The organism is Allobosea rubneri (assembly GCF_032464875.1).
GTDB classification, from domain to species: Bacteria; Pseudomonadota; Alphaproteobacteria; order Rhizobiales; family Beijerinckiaceae; genus Allobosea; species Allobosea rubneri.
Genome location: NZ_JAWDID010000006.1, coordinates 129,715 through 146,857, shown reverse-complemented (window position 1 = coordinate 146,857; position 17,143 = coordinate 129,715). Strand labels below are relative to the sequence as shown.

Here is a 17,143-nt window from a genome sequence, read left to right as displayed (position 1 = left end):
AGCCGCGACGCAAAGCGCGCTGCGGTCATGCCGGGCTGTCATCCCCAGAAGGTTCCCCCCGCTCCGGCCTGCGACCGTCGCAGCGGCGGAACCCGGAGGCTATGGCGATCAGGCCTTGCCGACGCCCTTGTTGACGAATTCCAGGCTGTAGGCCTTGCGGAAGTCGACGCCGGCCGGGAGGACCCCGGCCTGGGTCATGCTGTTGTAGAAGCGCTCCCAGCGCGCATCGGTCATCGCGCCGATGCCGAGGGTGAGCGCGTCGCCGGACAGCACGATGCCGTTATCGCTCATCGCCTTGAGGGCGTAGTCGAGCTTTTCCTGGTCGATATCGGGATTGTCCTTGAGTATCCGGGCATTGGCCGCGGCGATGCCCGGCCCGCCCTTCATGTACTCGGCCCAGCCTTCCAGCGAGGCGGTAACGAAGCGCTGAACCAGGTCCTTCTTCTCGTCGACCATCTTCTTCGAGATGGTGATGGTGGTGTTGTAGTTCTCGAAGCCGGCATCGGCGAGGAGATGCACCACCGGCTCGACGCCGGCCTTACGGATGGCGAAGGGCTCGGAGGAGAGGAAGCCCTGCTGCGAGAGCTTCTTGTCCGCGAGGAAGGGCGCCATGTTGAAGGTGTAGGGCCTGACCTGCTCGTCGCGATAGCCGAACTTCAGCTTCAGGAAGGGCCAGAAGGCCACCCTGCCCTGCGCGCCGATCAGGATCGGCTTGTCCTTCAGGGCGGCGAGCGAATCATTGCCCTGGCCAGGATGCGAGATCAGGACCTGCGGGTCCTTCTGGAAGATCGAGGCGATGCAGAGGAAGGGAATGCCCTCCTGCGCGAAATGCAGCGCTTCCAGCGAATTGCCCATGATCATATCGACGCGCCCGCCGAGCAGGAGCTGGGTCGGGTTCTGCTGCGGGCCGCCCGGGCGGATGTCGACGTCGAGCCCGTACTTCTTGTAGATGCCGTTGGCCGCGGCGAGATAGAAGCCGCCATGCTCTCCCTGGGCGCGCCAGTTGGTCTGGTAGCTGACCTTGTCCAGCGTCTGCGCGTTGACGCGCGCACCGGGAACCGGGATCAGCACCGAAGCGGCCGAACCACCGATCAGACCGAGCGCGGCGCGCCGATCCAGGCGATACTTCATCGTCATGTCTGAAATCCCTTCCGCAACTGACCAGGATGGCGGCTCGCGGCGGGCGACGCACGAGCGCTGGGCGGCGACCGGCGGAGAATGCCTTCAGCCCGGCCGGCACACAAGCGCCAGACAGCGGCTCCGACAGCGCTTGTCCATGCATGACGCCGCCTGAACCGGCGCGATCCACAGCTAAGCCGCGTGCCTTGCCTCCCCGGCGTGCGCGAAGGCGGGTTCCCGCGCGGGGTTTGCGATGTAGAAGACAGCGACGGGACCTGACACCGGCCTAGCAAGGACCAGACGAGATGAGCGCGCGCTTCTGGGGCGATCTGAAGACCACCGATTTCCAGGGGCTCTCGCCCGACTCCACCATCGCCGTGCTGCCGCTGGCAGCGATCGAGCAGCACGGCCCGCACCTGCCCGTCTCGGTCGACACCACCGTGATGAATGCGATGCTGGCGCTGGCGATGCCGCAGGTTCCGGCCGAGCTCGACGTGCTGGTGCTGCCGACGCTGGCGATCTGCAAGTCGAACGAGCACCTGCATTCGCCGGGCACGCTCACCCTCTCCTGGGAAAGCGCGATCCGCAGCTGGATCGAGATCGGCGAGAGCGTGAAGCGCGCAGGGCTGCGCAAGCTCGTCCTCGTCACCTCGCATGGCGGCAATGTCGACCCGATGAAGGTCGTCGCCCGCGAATTGCGCGTCGGCCACGGCATGCTCGCAGTCTCGACCTCCTGGAGCAATTTCGGCCTGCCGCCGGGCGTGTTCGAGCCCATGGACGCGCTGCACGGCATCCATGGCGGCGATGTCGAGACCGCACTGATGCTGCATTTCCGGCCGGACCTCGTCGACATGAGCAAGGCCGGCCGCTTCGAGCCGCTGACGGCCGCGATGGCCGACGAATACAAGTGGCTGCGGCCGACGGGGGCCCACCCCTTCGCCTGGATGGCGCAGGACGTGAACCCGTCCGGCGCCGTCGGCGATGCCAGCCTCGCGACCGCGGCGAAGGGCGAGGCGACGGCTGCCTTCCAGGCCAAGGGCTTCGTCGAGCTGCTCGCCGATGTCGCAAAGTTCCCGCTGGAAAAGCTCCACAACGCAGGGTGAAATCCCGCCTTCACGGGAGGCTGGCTTAGCGAAGCGTCCACCCACACGCGACATCGACCCAGCGCGTCATGCTCGCCCTTGTGGCGAGCATCCACGTCTTGAACACCGGACTTCGCAAAGCAAGACGCGGATGGTCGGGACAGGCCCGACCATGACGGTGGAGGCGCCGCGCCTCAGAGACGGCGGCAACCTCAATCCGGATCGAGCAATCTTGGCCCCGGCCCCTGCTGTCCGAGCTCGTCCCAGGGATTGTGGAGCGGGCAGCTCTTCACCGAGAGGCAGCCGCAGCCGATGCAGTCGGTGAGATGGTCGCGCAGATTGGTCAGGCGCTTGATGCGCCGCTCCAGCTCGACCTTCCATGCCGCGGAAAGCCGGCTCCAGTCCTCGGCCGTCGGGGTGCGCTCCGCCGGCAGGGTCTGGAAGGCCTCGCGGATCGTCTTAAGCGGAATGCCAGTCCGCTGGGCGACCTTGATGATCGCGACCCGGCGCAGCACCTCACGCGCATAGCGGCGCTGGTTTCCGGCGCTGCGGCGGCTGCGGATCAGCCCCTCCGCCTCGTAGAAATGCAGGGCCGAGACGGCAAGGCCGCTGCGGCGCGCCACCTCGCCGACGCTCAGATCCTCGGCAAAAACCTTGCTTGCCTTTGCGGCCATGGCACTTGACCTCAACCTTGGTTGAGGTCTTATACGAAGTGCTCCGCTGGTTCGCCAGCCCAAGGAGCGCCTTCCATGCATCGCCGGCTCACGCCCGCCATCCACCTTGCCGTGATCTACGGCAGCTCACGCGAAGGCCGCCTTTGCGACAAGGTCGCCGGCTGGACGCTGGCCCAGGTCGAGGGCGAAGGCCCGTTCTCGGCCGAAGCGATCGATCCCGCCGTGCACGACCTCGCGGAGGTCAAGACCCGGCTCGGCCGTGCCGACGCCTTCATCGTGGTGACCCCCGAATACAATCGCAGCTTCCCGGCACCGCTGAAGGCGATGATCGACGACACCGGCCCGGAATGGCGCGGCAAGCCGGTCGCCTTCGTCTCCTATGGCGGGGTCTCGGCGGGCCTTCGCGCGGTCGAGCAACTGCGCCTCGTCCTCGCCGAGCAGCACGCCGCGACGATCCGCGACGGCGTCTGCTTCGCCAATGCCTGGAACCAGTTCGACGAGACCGGCCGGCTCGCCGATGCGGAACGGGCCGAGCGGGCGATGGCGACGATGCTCGGACAACTGCACTGGTGGGCGAGCGCCCTGCGCAGCGCCCGCAACAGCGTGCCCTACGGGCAGTTCGCGGCCTGAGCGGCGGCAATCGCCCTAGCCTGGGTCTGCAGAAATCCGAAACGAGCCTAACGCCGCGATGCAGTTTCCTTCACAAATCGGAACTGGTCGCGACGCGGCTTTGGCGGAAGGATCGGCATGGACCGATCCACCTGCCTAGGAACCGCCATGCAGATCCAGCTCCTGCGCAACGCCCTGCTCAAGCTCACCTATGCCGGCCGGACGCTGCTGATCGACCCCGATCTAGGCGCCAAGCACAGCCGGCCTTCCTTCACCGGACGCTCGCAGAATCCGATGGTCGACCTCCCGGAGCCGATCGAGAGCATCCTTGCCGGCGTCGACCAGGTCATCGTCTCGCATCTGCATGCCGACCATTTCGACGCGGTCGCGAAGGAGCGGCTTCCAAAGGAGCTGGCCGTACTCTGCCAGCCAGGCGACGAGGAGACGATCCGGGCCGCGGGCTTCACCAACGTGACCCCGCTCGAGCATTTCCTGCGCCTCGGCCCGATCGTGATCACGCGCCAGCCGGCCCAGCACGGCACGGGCGCCGTGGTCGAGAAGATGGGAAAGGTGATGGGGCTGACCTTCGAGGCACCGGGCGAGCCGACGCTCTACTGGTGCGGCGACAGCGTGCTCTACCCGCCTCTGCGCGACGCAGTCGCGGCGACGGCGCCCGAGGTGATCGTCTCCCATTCCTGCGGCGCGAAATGGGACGACCGGCTGATCGTGATGGACGCGGAACAGACGCTGGAACTCTGCGAGACGCACCCTGCCGCCGTCGTGATCGCAACCCATATGGAGGCGCTCGACCACGCCACCGTCAGCCGCGCGGCGTTGCGGCAGGCGGCGCAGGCGCGCGGAATCGGGGAGGAGCGGCTGCGGATCCCGGCCGATGGCGAGACGATCGAGATCAGGTGCCCGGCGCCCGCGGGCGCCTGAACAGATTTCTTCGTCATCCCGGACGAGCCGCGCCAGCAGCGCCGATCCGGGATGACCGGGCTTGAATCCGGGCTTTCCTCGTCCTCGCCTATTTGGCGTAGATGTCCTTGTAGGTGTCGCGCAGCAGGTTCTTCTGGACCTTGCCCATGGTGTTGCGCGGCAGCTCCGGCACGATGAAGACCTGCTTCGGCAGCTTGAACTTGGCGAGGCGCTGGTCGAGCGCCTTCGAGATCGAAGCCGCGGTGATGTCGGCACCGGACTTCACCACCACGACGGCGGTGACGCCCTCGCCGAAATCCGGGTGCGGGCAGCCGATCACGGCGCTTTCGATCACGCCCGGCATCTCGTCGATCTCGGTTTCGACTTCCTTGGGATAGACGTTGTAGCCGCCGGTGATGATCAGGTCCTTGCCGCGCCCGACGATGTGGACGTAGCCCGCGGGATCGATCTTGCCGAGGTCACCGGTGATGAAGAAGCCGTCCTCGCGGAATTCGGCCTTGGTCTTCTCGGGGTTGCGCCAATAACCCTTGAAGACGTTTGGGCCCTTGACCTCGATCATGCCGATCTCGTCGCGGGCGAGCTCCTTGCCCGTCTCGGGATCGACGACGCGCGCCGAGACCCCCGGCAGCGGAAAGCCGACCGTGCCGGCAACCCTATCACCCGCATAGGGGTTCGAGGTGCTCATATTGGTCTCGGTCATGCCGTAGCGCTCGAGGATGGCGTGGCCGGTGCGCTCGCGCCATTCGCGATGGGTCTCGGCCAGCAGCGGCGCCGAGCCGGAAACGAACAGGCGCATATGGGCCGTTGTGTCCTTGCCGAGGCGCTTGTCCTGAAGCAGGCGGACATAGAAGGTCGGGACGCCCATCATGCAGGTCGCCTGCGGCAGGTACTTCAAGATCTGCTCCGGATCGAACTTCGGCAGCAGGATCATCGAAGCACCGGAGAACAGCACCGTGTTGGTGGCGACGAACAGGCCGTGCGTGTGGAAGATCGGCAGGGCATGCAGCAGCACGTCGTCCTTGCCGAAGCGCCAATAGTCGACCAGCGCCAGCGCGTTGGACGAGAGATTGTCGTGGCTGAGCATCGCTCCCTTGGAGCGGCCGGTCGTGCCCGAGGTGTAGAGGATCGCGGCGAGATCGTCGGCGCCGCGCGCGGCATCGGCGAAGTCGGCGGATGCGGCGGCGGCCTTGTCGAGCAGGCTGCCGGTGCCGACGCCGAGCGTCTCCAGCTTCGCGCCGGCCTTGTCTGCATAGAGCTTCAGCGCCTGCGCCTTGGCGGCATCGCAGACGAAGACGGCCGGCTCGGCATCACCGAGGAAATACTCGATCTCGGCCGGGGTGTAGGCGGTGTTGAGCGGCAGGAAGATGGCGCCGGCACGGACCGAGCCGAGATAGAGCATGAGCGCCTCGATGCTCTTCTCGACCTGGACCGCGACGCGATCGCCTGGCTTGACGCCGAGCGCGACCAGCGCACCGGCGTAACGGCCGGAAGCCGCGACCATATCGGCGTAGCTGAAGACCCGGCCGTCATCGATCAGCGCGAAACGTGCTTCCGGCGCCGGAATCCGCGCCCGGACGAGATCGAAGAGGTGGTTACCCATGAGTGCGGGTCCTTTCAGGCAAGGTCAGTTCGTGATGTTCAGGCGCCGGCCGGGCGCAGGAGCTTCTTCACGGCGGACGAGGCGACGACCGTGCTGCGGCTGGCAAAAGCCTCGTGATTGGCCTCGATATCCGCGAGGTCATAGCGGTAGTTGACCATCACCCCATGCGACTCGCGCAGGCCGCGCTCCGCCAGGTTGCCGCCGACATTGATGCGCTCGAGCCTCGCGCCATTACCGAGATGGAAGCGCGCGACCGGGTCGATCACCCGGCCCGAGCTTGTGCGCGCCCGCAGCATGTACTGCGCCATCATCTGGCCGAGCAGCTTGTCGCGCCTTGCGCGGCCGGCATCGTCGAGCGCCGCGACCTCGGCGGGCTTCGCCATCAGGGAGGCAGCCTCCTCGTTGCCGAGGCCGAGCGCCGCTGGCTCAGCCAGCTCCTTGCCGAGCCAGCGCGCGAAGCCGGGCACGGGCGAGAGGGTCACGAAGACGTCTAGCCCCGGCAATTCGCGCTTCAGATCCTCGGCCACTTGCTTGATCAGGAAATTGCCGAAGGAGATGCCGCGCAGGCCCTCCTGGCAGTTCGAGATCGAGTAGAACACCGCCGTGGTCGCAGCCGAGGCCGGCAGGACCTCGCGCTGCTCGCTGAGCAGATCGTCGATACGCTTGGGTATCTCGCCGGTCAGCGCGACCTCGACGAAGATCAGCGGCTCGTCGACGAGCTGCGGGTGGAAGAAGGCGAAGCAGCGCCGGTCCGCCGGCTCGAGCCGGCGGCGCAGATCGTCCCAGTCCTCGATGGCGTGGACCGCCTCGTAGCGGATGATCTTCTCGAGCACATTGGCGGGGGTGTGCCAGTCGATCCGGCGCAGCACCAGGAAGCCGCGGTTGAACCAGGAGGCGAAGAGATGCCGGAAATCGGCATCGACCACCGACAGTCCCGGCTCGGTCTCCAGCATCTGGAGCAGGCTCTCGCGCATCCGGACCAGCACATGGGTGCCGCCGGGCGCCAGATTGAGCCGGCGGAAGAGTTCCTGCCGGCGCGGCTCGGAGGCGAGGTGCAGCTCCGACACCGCGCTCGCGTCCGGCGTCTCGCGATAGCGCGCGATCGCGGCTTCCAGCCGGTCATGGTCGGGCCCGAAGCGGTCCTGCAGCATCTGGAAGAAGGCGAGCCGGCCGGCTGCGTCGAGCCGCTCCCATTCCTCCAGCACCGCCTGCGCCAGCGCCATGCCCGAGGCCTCGCCGCGCCCCGAGAGCAGATGCTCGCAGAGCTTGGCCAGCGGCTCGCGACGGCCAGACGAAAAGCGCTCGAAATTGATCAGCGCCCGTCCGCGATCAGCGACGCTCGTCAGGAGATCACCGAGAAACGCCATGTCCATGCCTGCCCCCGCTCCGATCTACCCGTATCCTATACGAGTTTCCCGCAGTGCAAACGCGCGCCGCCCTGCCTCAGCGGAGCAGGTCCCAGGCCTTGAGGAAGAAGTCGGGCGCGCCGAAATTGCCCGACTTCAGCGCAACCACCAGCTCGGGACCGTCGACGACGCGGGTCCATGGCACGCCCGGATCGATCTCCGGCCCGATTTCCAGGGTGCGCACATCGAGCCCCTGCACCACGGCACCCGAGGTCTCGCCGCCCGCGACGAGCAGCCGGGAAACGCCGCCCGCGATCAAAAGACGCGCCGTCTCCGCGAAAGCGTGCTCGACGGTCTCGCCGGCCTTCTCGCGGCCGAGCTTGTCCTGGACGGAGGCGACCTCGGCCGGATCGTCGCTCGAATAGACCAGGAAGGGCTTGTCGGCCGGCTGGGCGAGCGCCCAGGCGGCGAGATCCGCCGCCTTCTGCGAGCCGTCGGCCAGGGCGAGCGGATCGACCTTCAGCGCGGGAATGCCGGCAGCGCGGGCCGCAGCGATCTGGCCGCGCGTCGCGGTCGAGCAGCTGCCGGAGATGATGCCGGCGCGCCCGGCCGATGCGGAGAGATGGGTCGCGGTCTCGCGCCACGGCAGCAGCCCCGCCTTGCGGAAGTTCTCGGGCAAGCCCATCGCGATGCCGGAGCCACCGGTGAGCAGGACATGGTCTGAGATCGCCTCGCCGAGCACCATCAGATGGCCGTTGTCGAGCGCATCGGTGACGACATAGCGCACGCCGTCGGCGGCGAGCTCGGCCAGGCGCTTGCGCACCGCGCTCGCCCCCTGCGAGACGGCCGAATACGCGACGAGGCCGACCGGATGCTGCGTCTGCGCGCCCATCAGGCGCATCAGGTTGGAATCGCGCATCGGCGTCAGCGGATGGTCCTTCATCGAGCTTTCATGCAGCGGCACGGCGCCGACGAAGAGGTAACCCTGGAAGATCGAGCGGCCATTGGCCGGAAAGGCCGGGCAGACGATCGCCTGGCTAGCGCCGAGGCGCTGCATCAACGCGTCCGCCACCGGGCCGATATTGCCCTGCGCGGTCGAATCGAAGGTCGAGCAGTACTTGAACAGGATCTGGCGGGCGCCGGCGGCGAGCAGGGCCTCGCAGGCGGCGAGCGAATCGGCGACGGCCTCGGCGACCGGATTGGTACGCGACTTCAGGGCGACGACGACGGCATCCGCCTCGGGAAGTTTCGCCCCTTTTGCCGGCGCGCCGATGACCTGAAGGGTGCGCATGCCGGCGCGGTTCAGCATCAGCGCGACATCGGTCGCCCCGGTCATGTCGTCGGCGATCACACCCAGCAGCATGGTCTTGCGCTTCCTCGTCGGCTCTTCAGGTCGTCGGCTCGTCCGGAGGATCGCCGGACGCGCGCCTGAATAACAGAGTTCCCCCGCGATGCGACAGACCTGACCGCGCCTCAGCCATGCATGCCACGGCAACACCGTGGAATGGCCACTTACTTGCATCCGCCGCCGCCGGCGGGGCAGGATGCATGCAAGCTTGAAAAAAAGCGCGAGGGGTCAGAGCTGTGCTGTTGGCGGCGATGCTATCGACGCGGACCGTGGAATGCGCCACGCTGGTTCCGCGTGGGACCAACTCGCATGGCTGACCGGAACAAGGCCGAACAGGAAACGACAATCCGGCCAGCCCCGGCCGGAGCCCCGGTGCTTGCCGTCGAGGATCTGTCGATCCGCTTCGATGGCCTGCCGGAAGGGCTTTCGCTGGTCGACGGCTTGAGCTTTTCGGTGGAAGCCGGACGCACGCTCTGCCTCGTCGGCGAGTCCGGCTGCGGCAAGAGCCTGGTCTCGCTGGCGATCATGGGCCTGCTCGCCTCCCCTCCGGCACGCATCACCTCCGGCTCCGTTGCGCTGGAGGGCGAGGCGATCCTCGGCGCCCCTGCGGAACGGCTGATGCAGCTGCGCGGCAACCGGATGGCGATGATCTTCCAGGAGCCCATGACGTCGCTGAACCCGGCTTTCACCATTGGCGACCAGCTCGCCGAGGCCGTGCTCTGCCATCATCAGGTGGGCCCCGAGGAAGCCCGCCGACGCGCGATCGAGATGCTGCGCAAGGTCCGAATTCCGGCGCCGGAGGCGCGGATGAACGCCTACCCGCACCAGATGTCGGGCGGCATGCGCCAGCGCGCCATGATCGCCATGGCCCTCGCCAACAGCCCGAAGCTGCTGATCGCGGACGAGCCGACGACGGCGCTCGACGTCACCATCCAGGCACAGATCCTGAAGCTGATCCGCGATCTCCAGAAGGAGGCCGGCACGGCGATGATCCTAGTGACGCATGATCTCGGTGTCGTCGCCGAAGTCGCTGACGAGGTCGCGGTGATGTATGCCGGCCGCATCGTCGAGCAGGGACCTGTCGAGCGGATCTTCGAGGATCCGCAGCATCCCTATACGCTCGGGTTGATGGGCTCGCTGCCCTCTCTCGGGCCGCGCCAGGGCAAGCTCGCGGCCATTCCCGGCGCGGTGCCGCCGCCGGCGCGCTGGCCGCAGAGCTGCCGCTTCGCCTCGCGCTGCCCCTTCGTCGCGCCCGAATGCACCGAGAGCCGCCCGCCGCTGCGGGAATTCGGTGGGGGGCACAGGGCTGCCTGCTTCCGGGCACCGGTCGAGGACCTCGCCATGGTGGCGGCATGAGCGACAGGGGCGCGGAGACGATGGTCGAGGCCGTTGGCCTCACCCGGCATTTCAAGGCGAAGAAGCCTTCGCTCTTCGCCAGGGCGCCGCTGGTCCGGGCGGTCGAGAACGTCTCCTTCAAGGTCCGGCGCGGCGAGACCTTCGCCATCGTCGGCGAATCCGGCTGCGGCAAGTCGACCCTGTCGCGCCTGCTGCTGCGATTGATCGAACCGACCGCGGGCACGATCCGGTTCGAGGACCGGGACATCACCGCCCTTCCCGCCGAAGAGATGCGCCGGCTCAGGCGGCGCATGCAGATGATCTTCCAGGACCCTTATGCCTCGCTCAACCCGCGCATGAGCGTAGGCGAGCTGATCGGCGAGCCGCTGTCCGTCCACGGCATCGCCAACGGCAAGGAGAAGGCGGCGCGCGTCGCCGAACTGCTCGCCAAGGTCGGCCTGCTGCCCGACCATGCCAACCGCTATCCGCACGAATTCTCCGGCGGCCAGCGCCAGCGCATCGGCATCGCCCGGGCGCTCGCCTGTGGCCCGAGCCTGCTGATCGGCGACGAGCCAGTCTCGGCGCTCGACGTCTCGATCCGCGCCCAGGTGATCAACCTGCTCGAGGACCTCAAGGCCGAGTTCGGCCTGACCATCATCCTGGTCGCGCACGACCTCGCAGTGATCCGCCACACCAGCGACCGGGTCGCGGTGATGTATCTCGGCGAGATCGTCGAGCTGGCGGATGCGGCGACATTGTTCTCGCGGCCCCTCCACCCCTACACACGCATGCTGATGGCGGCGATCCCGGTGCCGGACCCGCGCGCCCGCAGCGCCGAGCCGATCACGGAAGGCGACCTGCCGAGCCCGACCGATCCGCCGCCCGGCTGCCTTTTCCATCCGCGCTGCCCGCATGCCCGCGAGCGCTGCCGGCAAGAGCATCCGTCGCTGCGGGACAGCGCCTCCGGCCATGCCGTCGCCTGCCATTTCGCCGAGGAGATCGCTGCCGGTCAGTCCGCTGGCCTGGCGCTACCGCCGGAAAGCCAGAACCGCCGCCGCCGAATCGCGCTGTTCGCCGCAGCGCAGGCCGCAGGAGGCGCGGCACCATCGCAATAGAACGACAACAAGAGGGGACGTTACGATGAAACGCTTCGCATTGCTCGCTTCCGCCGCCCTTATCGGCCTTTCCGCCCTGCCGGCGCTGGCACAGTCGCCCTCGACCCTGCGCATCGGCCTGCAGGAAGATCCGGATGTGCTCGACCCGCACAAGGCGCGCACCTTCGTCGGCCGCATCGTGTTCAAGGGCCTGTGCGACAAGCTCCTCGACATCACGCCCGAGCTGAAGATCGTCCCGCGGCTCGCCACCGAGTGGTCGTTCTCCGCGGACGGGCTGACGCTGACGATGAAGCTGCGCAGCGACGCCAAGTTCCACGATGGCGAGGCCTTCGACGCCGCCGCCGCCAAGGCCAATCTCGAACGGGCGATGACGCTACCCGACTCGCTGCGCAAGTCCGAGCTCGCCTCGATCGAGAGCATCAGCGTGGTCGATCCGACCACCATCGCGATGAAGCTGAAGCGGCCGGACGCGACACTGCTCGCCCAGCTCACCGACCGCGCCGGCATGATGCTCTCGCCGAAGAGCCTTGGCGCCGACATCGGCGCCAAGCCGGTCTGCTCGGGCCCCTACCAGTTCGTCGAGCGCGTCCAGAACGACCGGATCGTGCTCGACAAGTTCAAGGGGCACTGGGAGGCGGCGAACTACCATTTCGACCGGGTGATCTACCGCGCCATCCCCGACACCACGGTCAGGCTCGCGAACCTGCGCGCCGGCGAGCTCGACATGCTGGAGCGCCTCGCGCCGACCGACGTGAAATCGGCGCAGGGCGACAAGACCCTCAAGGTCGCGAGCATGCCCAATCTCGGCTACCAGGGCATCACCATCAACACCAACCATACCGACGCCGCCAACCAGCCGATGGGCAAGGACAAGCGCGTCCGCCAGGCGCTCTCGCTCTCGATCGACCGGAAAGTGCTGAGCCAGGTGGTGTTCGAGGGGCTCTATGCCCCGATCATCCAGCCCTTCCCGCCGACCAGCACCTTCGTCGACGCCAAGCTGCCGGTGCCCGAGCGCGACGTCGCCAAGGCCAAGGCGCTGCTCAAGGAGGCCGGCCACAGCAAGGTCTCGGTCGAGCTCTTCGTCACCAACAACCCCGTCGACGCGCAGCTCGGCCAGGTCATCCAGGCGATGGCGCAGGAGGTCGGCATCGACATCCAGATCCGCTCGACCGAGTTCGCCAGCCAGCTGCGCGACCAGCAGCAGGGCAAGTTCCAGATGAGCCGGATCGGCTGGTCCGGTCGCATCGACCCGGACGGCAACATCCACCAGTTCGTCACCACCAAGGGCAACCAGAACGACGGGCGCTACTCCAACGCCGAGGTCGACAAGCTGCTCGACGAGGCCCGGACCATCTACGACGTGGCCGAGCGCAAGAAGCGCTACGACGCGGCGCAGAAGATCCTCACCGACGAACTGCCGATCGTCTATCTCTACAACCAGACGGTGTTCTTCGCCCTACGCTCGAACATCGAGGGTTTCGTGATCAATCCCGACGGGATGATCCGTCTCGCCGGACTGAAGCGGTCGTAACGGCCTTGCTCCTGCCAGCACCAACTGCGCCGTCATCCCGGACGACCGAAGGTCGCTCCGGGATCGATGGAAGGCCGTCGCGACCTATGATGGATCCCGGCGCTCCGCGGAGCTGGTCCTTGGGCCGACCGAAGGTCGGTCCCGAGGGCTGCGGCCGGGATGACGGCGAATCCGGAAGCGCGCCATGCTCGCCCTGATCGGCCGGCGCGTCCTGATCGCGATCCCGACGCTGTTCCTGGTGTCGCTCTTCGTCTTCGCCCTGCAAAGGGCGCTGCCGGGCGATCCGTTCCTGGTCATTGCCGGCGAGGAGCGCGACCCGGAGGTGATCGCGCGGCTGCGCGAGATCTATCGGATGGACGATCCGATCGTCGTCCAGTTCTTCGCCTGGCTCGGGCAGGTCGTGCAGGGCGATTTCGGCCGCTCGCTGCGCACCGGCGAGCCGGTGCTGAACCTGATCCTGCAGAAGCTGCCGGTGACGATCCAACTCGCCACCGCCTCGATCATCATCGCGATCGGCATCGGCATTCCCGCCGGCATCCTGGCGGCGCGGCGCAAGGGCACCTTTGTCGATTACTCGACCAGCGCCCTGGCGCTTTCGGGGCTGTCGATCCCGAATTTCTGGCTCGGCATCATGCTGATCCTGCTGTTCTCGGTCGAGCTCAAGCTGCTGCCGCCCTCGGGCTATGAGTCGATCTTCAGCAATCCCTGGGGGGCGATCGAGCGGCTGATCATGCCAGCCTTCGTGCTCGGCGGCGGTCTCGCCGCCTTCATCATGCGTCATACCCGCTCGGCGATGCTGGAGGTGCTGCGCTCCGACTACATCCGCACCGCCCGCGCCAAGGGGCTCGACGAGCGCAAGGTCGTCAACAAGCACGCCCTCGCCAACGCGCTGGTGCCGATCATCACGCTCTCAACCCTGCTGTTCGGCGAATTGCTGGCCGGCGCGGTGCTCACCGAGCAGATCTTCACCATTCCCGGCTTCGGCAAGCTGATCGTCGATGCGGTCTTCAACCGCGACTACGGCGTCGTCCAGGGCGTGGTGCTGTGCACCGCCATCGGCTTCATCTTCATGAACCTCGTCGCCGACGTGCTCTATGTTCTGGTCAATCCGCGCCTGAGGACGGCCTGATGGCGGACGCTGCGCTTCCTGCCGGCGCCGCCGGCCGCCCCGCGGGCGCCGAAACGCCGCTGCGCCGGGCCTGGCGCAAGCTCCGGCGCAACCGGGCCGCGCTGATCGGCGGCACGATCGTGCTCGTCTTCGTGCTGATGGCGCTGCTGGCGCCATTGCTGCCGCTCGCCGACCCCCTGAAGTCGAACTTCCTCGCCATCCGCAAGCCCCCCTCGGCGCTGCACTGGTTCGGCACGGACGAACTCGGCCGCGACCAGGTTTCGCGGCTGTTCTTCGGCGCGCAGGCCTCGCTGCTCGCCGGCATCGTCTCGGTGCTGATCGCGCTGGGCGTCGGCGTTCCCGTCGGGCTCGTCGCCGGCTGGTATGGCGGCTGGGTCGATGCGGTGATCTCGCGCATCACCGAGGCGCTGCTCGCCTGTCCGTTCCTGATCCTCGCCATCGCCTTCGCCGCGGTGCTCGGCCCGTCGCTGACCAATGCGATGATCGCGATCGGCCTGTCGGCGGTGCCGATCTTCATCCGGCTGGTCCGCGGCCAGGTGATCAGCGTCAAGACCGAGGATTTCGTCGAGGGCGCCCGCGCCGTCGGCGTGCGCGATTCCGTCATCCTGTTCCGCCACGTCGCGCCGAACACGCTGCCGCCGATCGTGGTGCAGTCGACGCTGTTCATGGCGCAGGCGATCATCCTCGAAGCCGCCCTCTCCTTCCTCGGCCTCGGCCAGCAGCCGCCTTCCCCATCCTGGGGGCAGATGCTCAACGTCGCCAAGAACTTCATGGAGCAGGCGCCCTGGATGTCGGTTGCGCCCGGCGCCGCGATCTTCCTCGCCGTGCTCGGCTTCAACCTCCTCGGCGACGGGCTGCGCGACGCGCTCGATCCGAAGGAGAGCTGATTGAGCCCCGCTTCTCCAGCCCTCATCCTGAGGAGCCATTCCGCTAGGAATGGCGTCTCGAAGGATGCTCCAGATGGTTCCAGAGCCTCTTGGCCCATCCTTCGAGACGCCGCTGCGCGGTTCCTCAGGATGAGGGCTGCTGCGCAGACCTGCACTCGCCACAAGAGGGGCATCGCTGGAAATGCGAGAGCATGATGGCTGCTGGCTCTACATCGTGCGCTGCAGCGACGGCAGCTTCTATACGGGAACGACGAGAGCCAGCGTCGAGACGCGCATTGGGCAGCACAATGCCGGCGTCTTTCCGGAAAGCTACACGTTCAGGCGGCGCCCCGTGACACTGGCCTTCGCCGAGCACTTTCCGAGCATTACCGACGCGATCTCGATGGAGCGGCGGATCAAGGGTTGGTCGCGTCGCAAGAAACAGGCGATCATCGACGGGAACTGGGAAGCCCTGCCCGAATTGGCAAGGCGCAAGACATGAAGCTTACCGCGCGGTTCCCGAAGCCTCTGGACCATCCTTCGAGACGCGCCTGCGGCGCTCCTCAGGATGAGGGCTGAGATCAGGAACACGGCCAATTTCCCACCTCAACGGTTCCTCCTGACAAACATTGGACAGCCCCATGTTCACCACCCGCCCCGAAATCCTCGGCACTTTCGGCGTCGTCACCTCGACGCACTGGCTCGCCACCGCCTCGGGCATGGCGATGCTGGAAAAGGGCGGCAACGCCTTCGATGCCTGCGCCGCCGCCGCCTTCGTGCTGCAGGTGGTCGAGCCGCATCTGGTTGGTCCCGGCGGCGATATGCCCGCGGTGTTCTATTCGGCGGAGACCAAGAAGGTCGAGGTGCTGTGCGCCCAAGGCACGGCGCCGCAGGCGGCGACGATCCAGGCCTACAAGGCGCTCGGGCTCGACATGATCCCGGGCGACGGGCTGCTCGCCACCGTGGTGCCCGGCGCCTTCGGCGGCTGGATGGCGCTGCTGCGCGACCATGGCCGGCTGAAGCTGCGCGAGGTGCTGGAGCCGGCGATCGGCTATTTCGAGAACGGCCACCCGATGCTGCCGCGCGTCTCCGACACCATCGCCGGGCTGACCGAGCTGTTCGGCGGGGACTGGCCGACATCGGGCGCGGTCTATCTGCCGGGCGGCAATGTGCCCGAGGGCCGCGAGCTCTTCCGCAATCCGGCGGCGGCCGAGACCTACAAGCGCATCCTCGCCGAGGCTGAAGCCGCCGGCGGCGACCGCCAGGAGCAGATCCAGGCCGCCCATGACGCCTGGTACAAGGGCTTCGTCGCCGAGGCGATGGATGCATTCTGCCGCGGCGAGGCCGTTCTCGATTCCTCGGGCCGGCGCCATAGGGGCCTGCTGACCGCCGACGACATGGCGCGCTGGCAGCCGCGCTACGAGGCGCCGGCGAGCGCGACTTATCATGGCTGGGAGGTCTTCAAGACCGGGCCCTGGGGCCAGGGCCCGGTTTTCCTGCAGACGCTCAAGATCCTGGAGGGCATCGACCTCGCCGGCATGGGCCCGGCCAGCCCGGATTATGTCCACCATGTCGTCGAGGCGATGAAGCTCGCCTTCGCCGACCGCGAGGCCTATTACGGCGACCCCGATTTCGTGAAAGTGCCGCTGGCGACGCTGCTCTCGGACGACTACGCCGCCGGGCGCCGCGCACTGATCGGCGAGCAGGCCTCGCATGAGCTGCGCCCCGGCATGATCGCGGGCTATGAGGGCCAGGTCGAGAAGATGCTCGGCAGCCTGCGCATCGCCGGGCAGAACGGGGCAGCCGCCAGCGCGACCGTCGGCGAGCCGACCTTGGCCTCCATGGTCGCCGCCTCGCGCCGCGGCGACACCGTGCATATCGACGTGATCGATCGCTGGGGCAACATGATCGCCGCGACGCCGTCAGGCGGTTGGCTGCAATCCTCGCCGGTCATTCCCGAACTCGGCTTCCCGCTGAACTCGCGGGCTCAGTCCTTCTATCTTCAGGAGGGACTGCCCTCCTCGCTGGCGCCGGGCAAGCGGCCGCGCACCACGCTGACGCCAAGCCTCGCCTTCGAGAACGGCGAACCGCGGCTCGCCTTCGGCACGCCGGGCGGCGACCAGCAGGAGCAATGGCAGCTAGGCATGTTCCTGCGCCGGGTGCACCATGGCCTCAATCTGCAGGAAGCGATCGACCTGCCGCTTTTCCACACCCAGCATTTTCCCTCGAGCTTCTATCCGCGCGAGGCACGGCCGGGACAGATCACCGTCGAGGAGAGCCTCGGCGAGGCGGCGCTGGCCGAGCTCGTCCGGCGCGGCCATACGGTGGAAAGGGCCCCGGCCTGGACGGTGGGGCGGCTGACTGCGGCCGAACGCAGCGCCAATGGTCTCTTGCGCGCGGCCGCGACCCCGCGTCTGATGCAAGCCTACGCAGCCGGTCGGTAGGAGTTC

Annotated in this window: 15 protein-coding genes; 10 read left to right on the top strand and 5 right to left on the bottom strand. The window is 67.5% G+C overall.

The annotated features are described in order from the left end of the window. Window positions 1-108: 108 nt before the first annotated feature. Window positions 109-1,137, bottom strand: a complete 1,029-nt coding sequence (locus RKE40_RS06420; protein WP_316017406.1) for an ABC transporter substrate-binding protein — start codon at window positions 1,135-1,137, stop codon at window positions 109-111. Window positions 1,138-1,424: 287 nt separating this feature from the next. Here RKE40_RS06420 and RKE40_RS06415 point away from each other — a divergent pair, with 287 nt between their 5' ends. Beyond that, window positions 1,425-2,222 (top strand): creatininase family protein, encoded by a 798-nt coding sequence (locus RKE40_RS06415; protein ID WP_316017405.1) that lies wholly within the window; start codon window positions 1,425-1,427, stop codon window positions 2,220-2,222. Between the two features lie 191 nt (window positions 2,223-2,413). On the opposite strand, the gene soxR is transcribed toward RKE40_RS06415, so the two are convergent. Further along, window positions 2,414-2,875, bottom strand: a complete 462-nt coding sequence (soxR, locus tag RKE40_RS06410) for a redox-sensitive transcriptional activator SoxR (protein ID WP_316017404.1) — start codon at window positions 2,873-2,875, stop codon at window positions 2,414-2,416. A 75-nt stretch (window positions 2,876-2,950) separates the two neighbouring features. Here soxR and RKE40_RS06405 point away from each other — a divergent pair, with 75 nt between their 5' ends. Next, window positions 2,951-3,505, top strand: a complete 555-nt coding sequence (locus RKE40_RS06405) for an NADPH-dependent FMN reductase (protein WP_316017403.1) — start codon at window positions 2,951-2,953, stop codon at window positions 3,503-3,505. A gap of 147 nt (window positions 3,506-3,652) precedes the next feature. Beyond that, window positions 3,653-4,423: an MBL fold metallo-hydrolase gene (locus RKE40_RS06400; protein WP_316017402.1), complete on the top strand. Its 771-nt coding sequence runs from the start codon at window positions 3,653-3,655 to the stop codon at window positions 4,421-4,423. Window positions 4,424-4,511: 88 nt separating this feature from the next. On the opposite strand, the gene RKE40_RS06395 is transcribed toward RKE40_RS06400, so the two are convergent. The 3 genes from RKE40_RS06395 to otnK all read right to left on the bottom strand — a co-directional run bounded on the left by RKE40_RS06395 (window position 4,512) and on the right by otnK (window position 8,732). Continuing rightward, window positions 4,512-6,023 (bottom strand): malonate--CoA ligase, encoded by a 1,512-nt coding sequence (locus RKE40_RS06395; protein ID WP_316017401.1) that lies wholly within the window; start codon window positions 6,021-6,023, stop codon window positions 4,512-4,514. A 38-nt stretch (window positions 6,024-6,061) separates the two neighbouring features. Next, a complete protein-coding gene (locus RKE40_RS06390) occupies window positions 6,062-7,396 on the bottom strand; it encodes a malonyl-CoA decarboxylase (RefSeq protein WP_316017400.1) in 1,335 nt (444 codons plus the stop codon). 70 nt (window positions 7,397-7,466) lie between these two features. Beyond that, window positions 7,467-8,732, bottom strand: a complete 1,266-nt coding sequence (otnK, locus tag RKE40_RS06385) for a 3-oxo-tetronate kinase (protein ID WP_316017399.1) — start codon at window positions 8,730-8,732, stop codon at window positions 7,467-7,469. Window positions 8,733-9,026: 294 nt separating this feature from the next. On the opposite strand from otnK, the gene RKE40_RS06380 reads away from it, so the two are divergent. The 7 genes from RKE40_RS06380 to RKE40_RS06350 all read left to right on the top strand — a co-directional run bounded on the left by RKE40_RS06380 (window position 9,027) and on the right by RKE40_RS06350 (window position 17,137). After that, entirely contained in the window at window positions 9,027-10,073 is a 1,047-nt protein-coding gene (locus RKE40_RS06380) for an ABC transporter ATP-binding protein (RefSeq protein WP_316017398.1), read from the top strand. Next, window positions 10,070-11,167 carry an ABC transporter ATP-binding protein gene (locus tag RKE40_RS06375; protein WP_316017397.1) on the top strand — a complete coding sequence of 366 codons (1,098 nt, stop codon included), beginning with the start codon at window positions 10,070-10,072 and terminating at the stop codon, window positions 11,165-11,167. Before RKE40_RS06380 ends, RKE40_RS06375 begins: the two co-directional genes overlap by 4 nt. Before the next feature lie 25 nt (window positions 11,168-11,192). Continuing rightward, on the top strand, window positions 11,193-12,698 hold the full coding sequence (locus tag RKE40_RS06370; RefSeq protein ID WP_316017396.1) for an ABC transporter substrate-binding protein: 1,506 nt from the start codon (window positions 11,193-11,195) through the stop codon (window positions 12,696-12,698). 184 nt (window positions 12,699-12,882) lie between these two features. Continuing rightward, window positions 12,883-13,827, top strand: a complete 945-nt coding sequence (locus tag RKE40_RS06365; RefSeq protein ID WP_316017395.1) for an ABC transporter permease — start codon at window positions 12,883-12,885, stop codon at window positions 13,825-13,827. After that, on the top strand, window positions 13,827-14,714 hold the full coding sequence (locus RKE40_RS06360; RefSeq protein WP_316017394.1) for an ABC transporter permease: 888 nt from the start codon (window positions 13,827-13,829) through the stop codon (window positions 14,712-14,714). Before RKE40_RS06365 ends, RKE40_RS06360 begins: the two co-directional genes overlap by 1 nt. A gap of 181 nt (window positions 14,715-14,895) precedes the next feature. Continuing rightward, a complete protein-coding gene (locus tag RKE40_RS06355; RefSeq protein ID WP_316017393.1) occupies window positions 14,896-15,195 on the top strand; it encodes a GIY-YIG nuclease family protein in 300 nt (99 codons plus the stop codon). Between the two features lie 139 nt (window positions 15,196-15,334). After that, window positions 15,335-17,137, top strand: a complete 1,803-nt coding sequence (locus RKE40_RS06350) for a gamma-glutamyltransferase family protein (RefSeq protein ID WP_316017392.1) — start codon at window positions 15,335-15,337, stop codon at window positions 17,135-17,137. Window positions 17,138-17,143 lie beyond the last annotated feature (6 nt).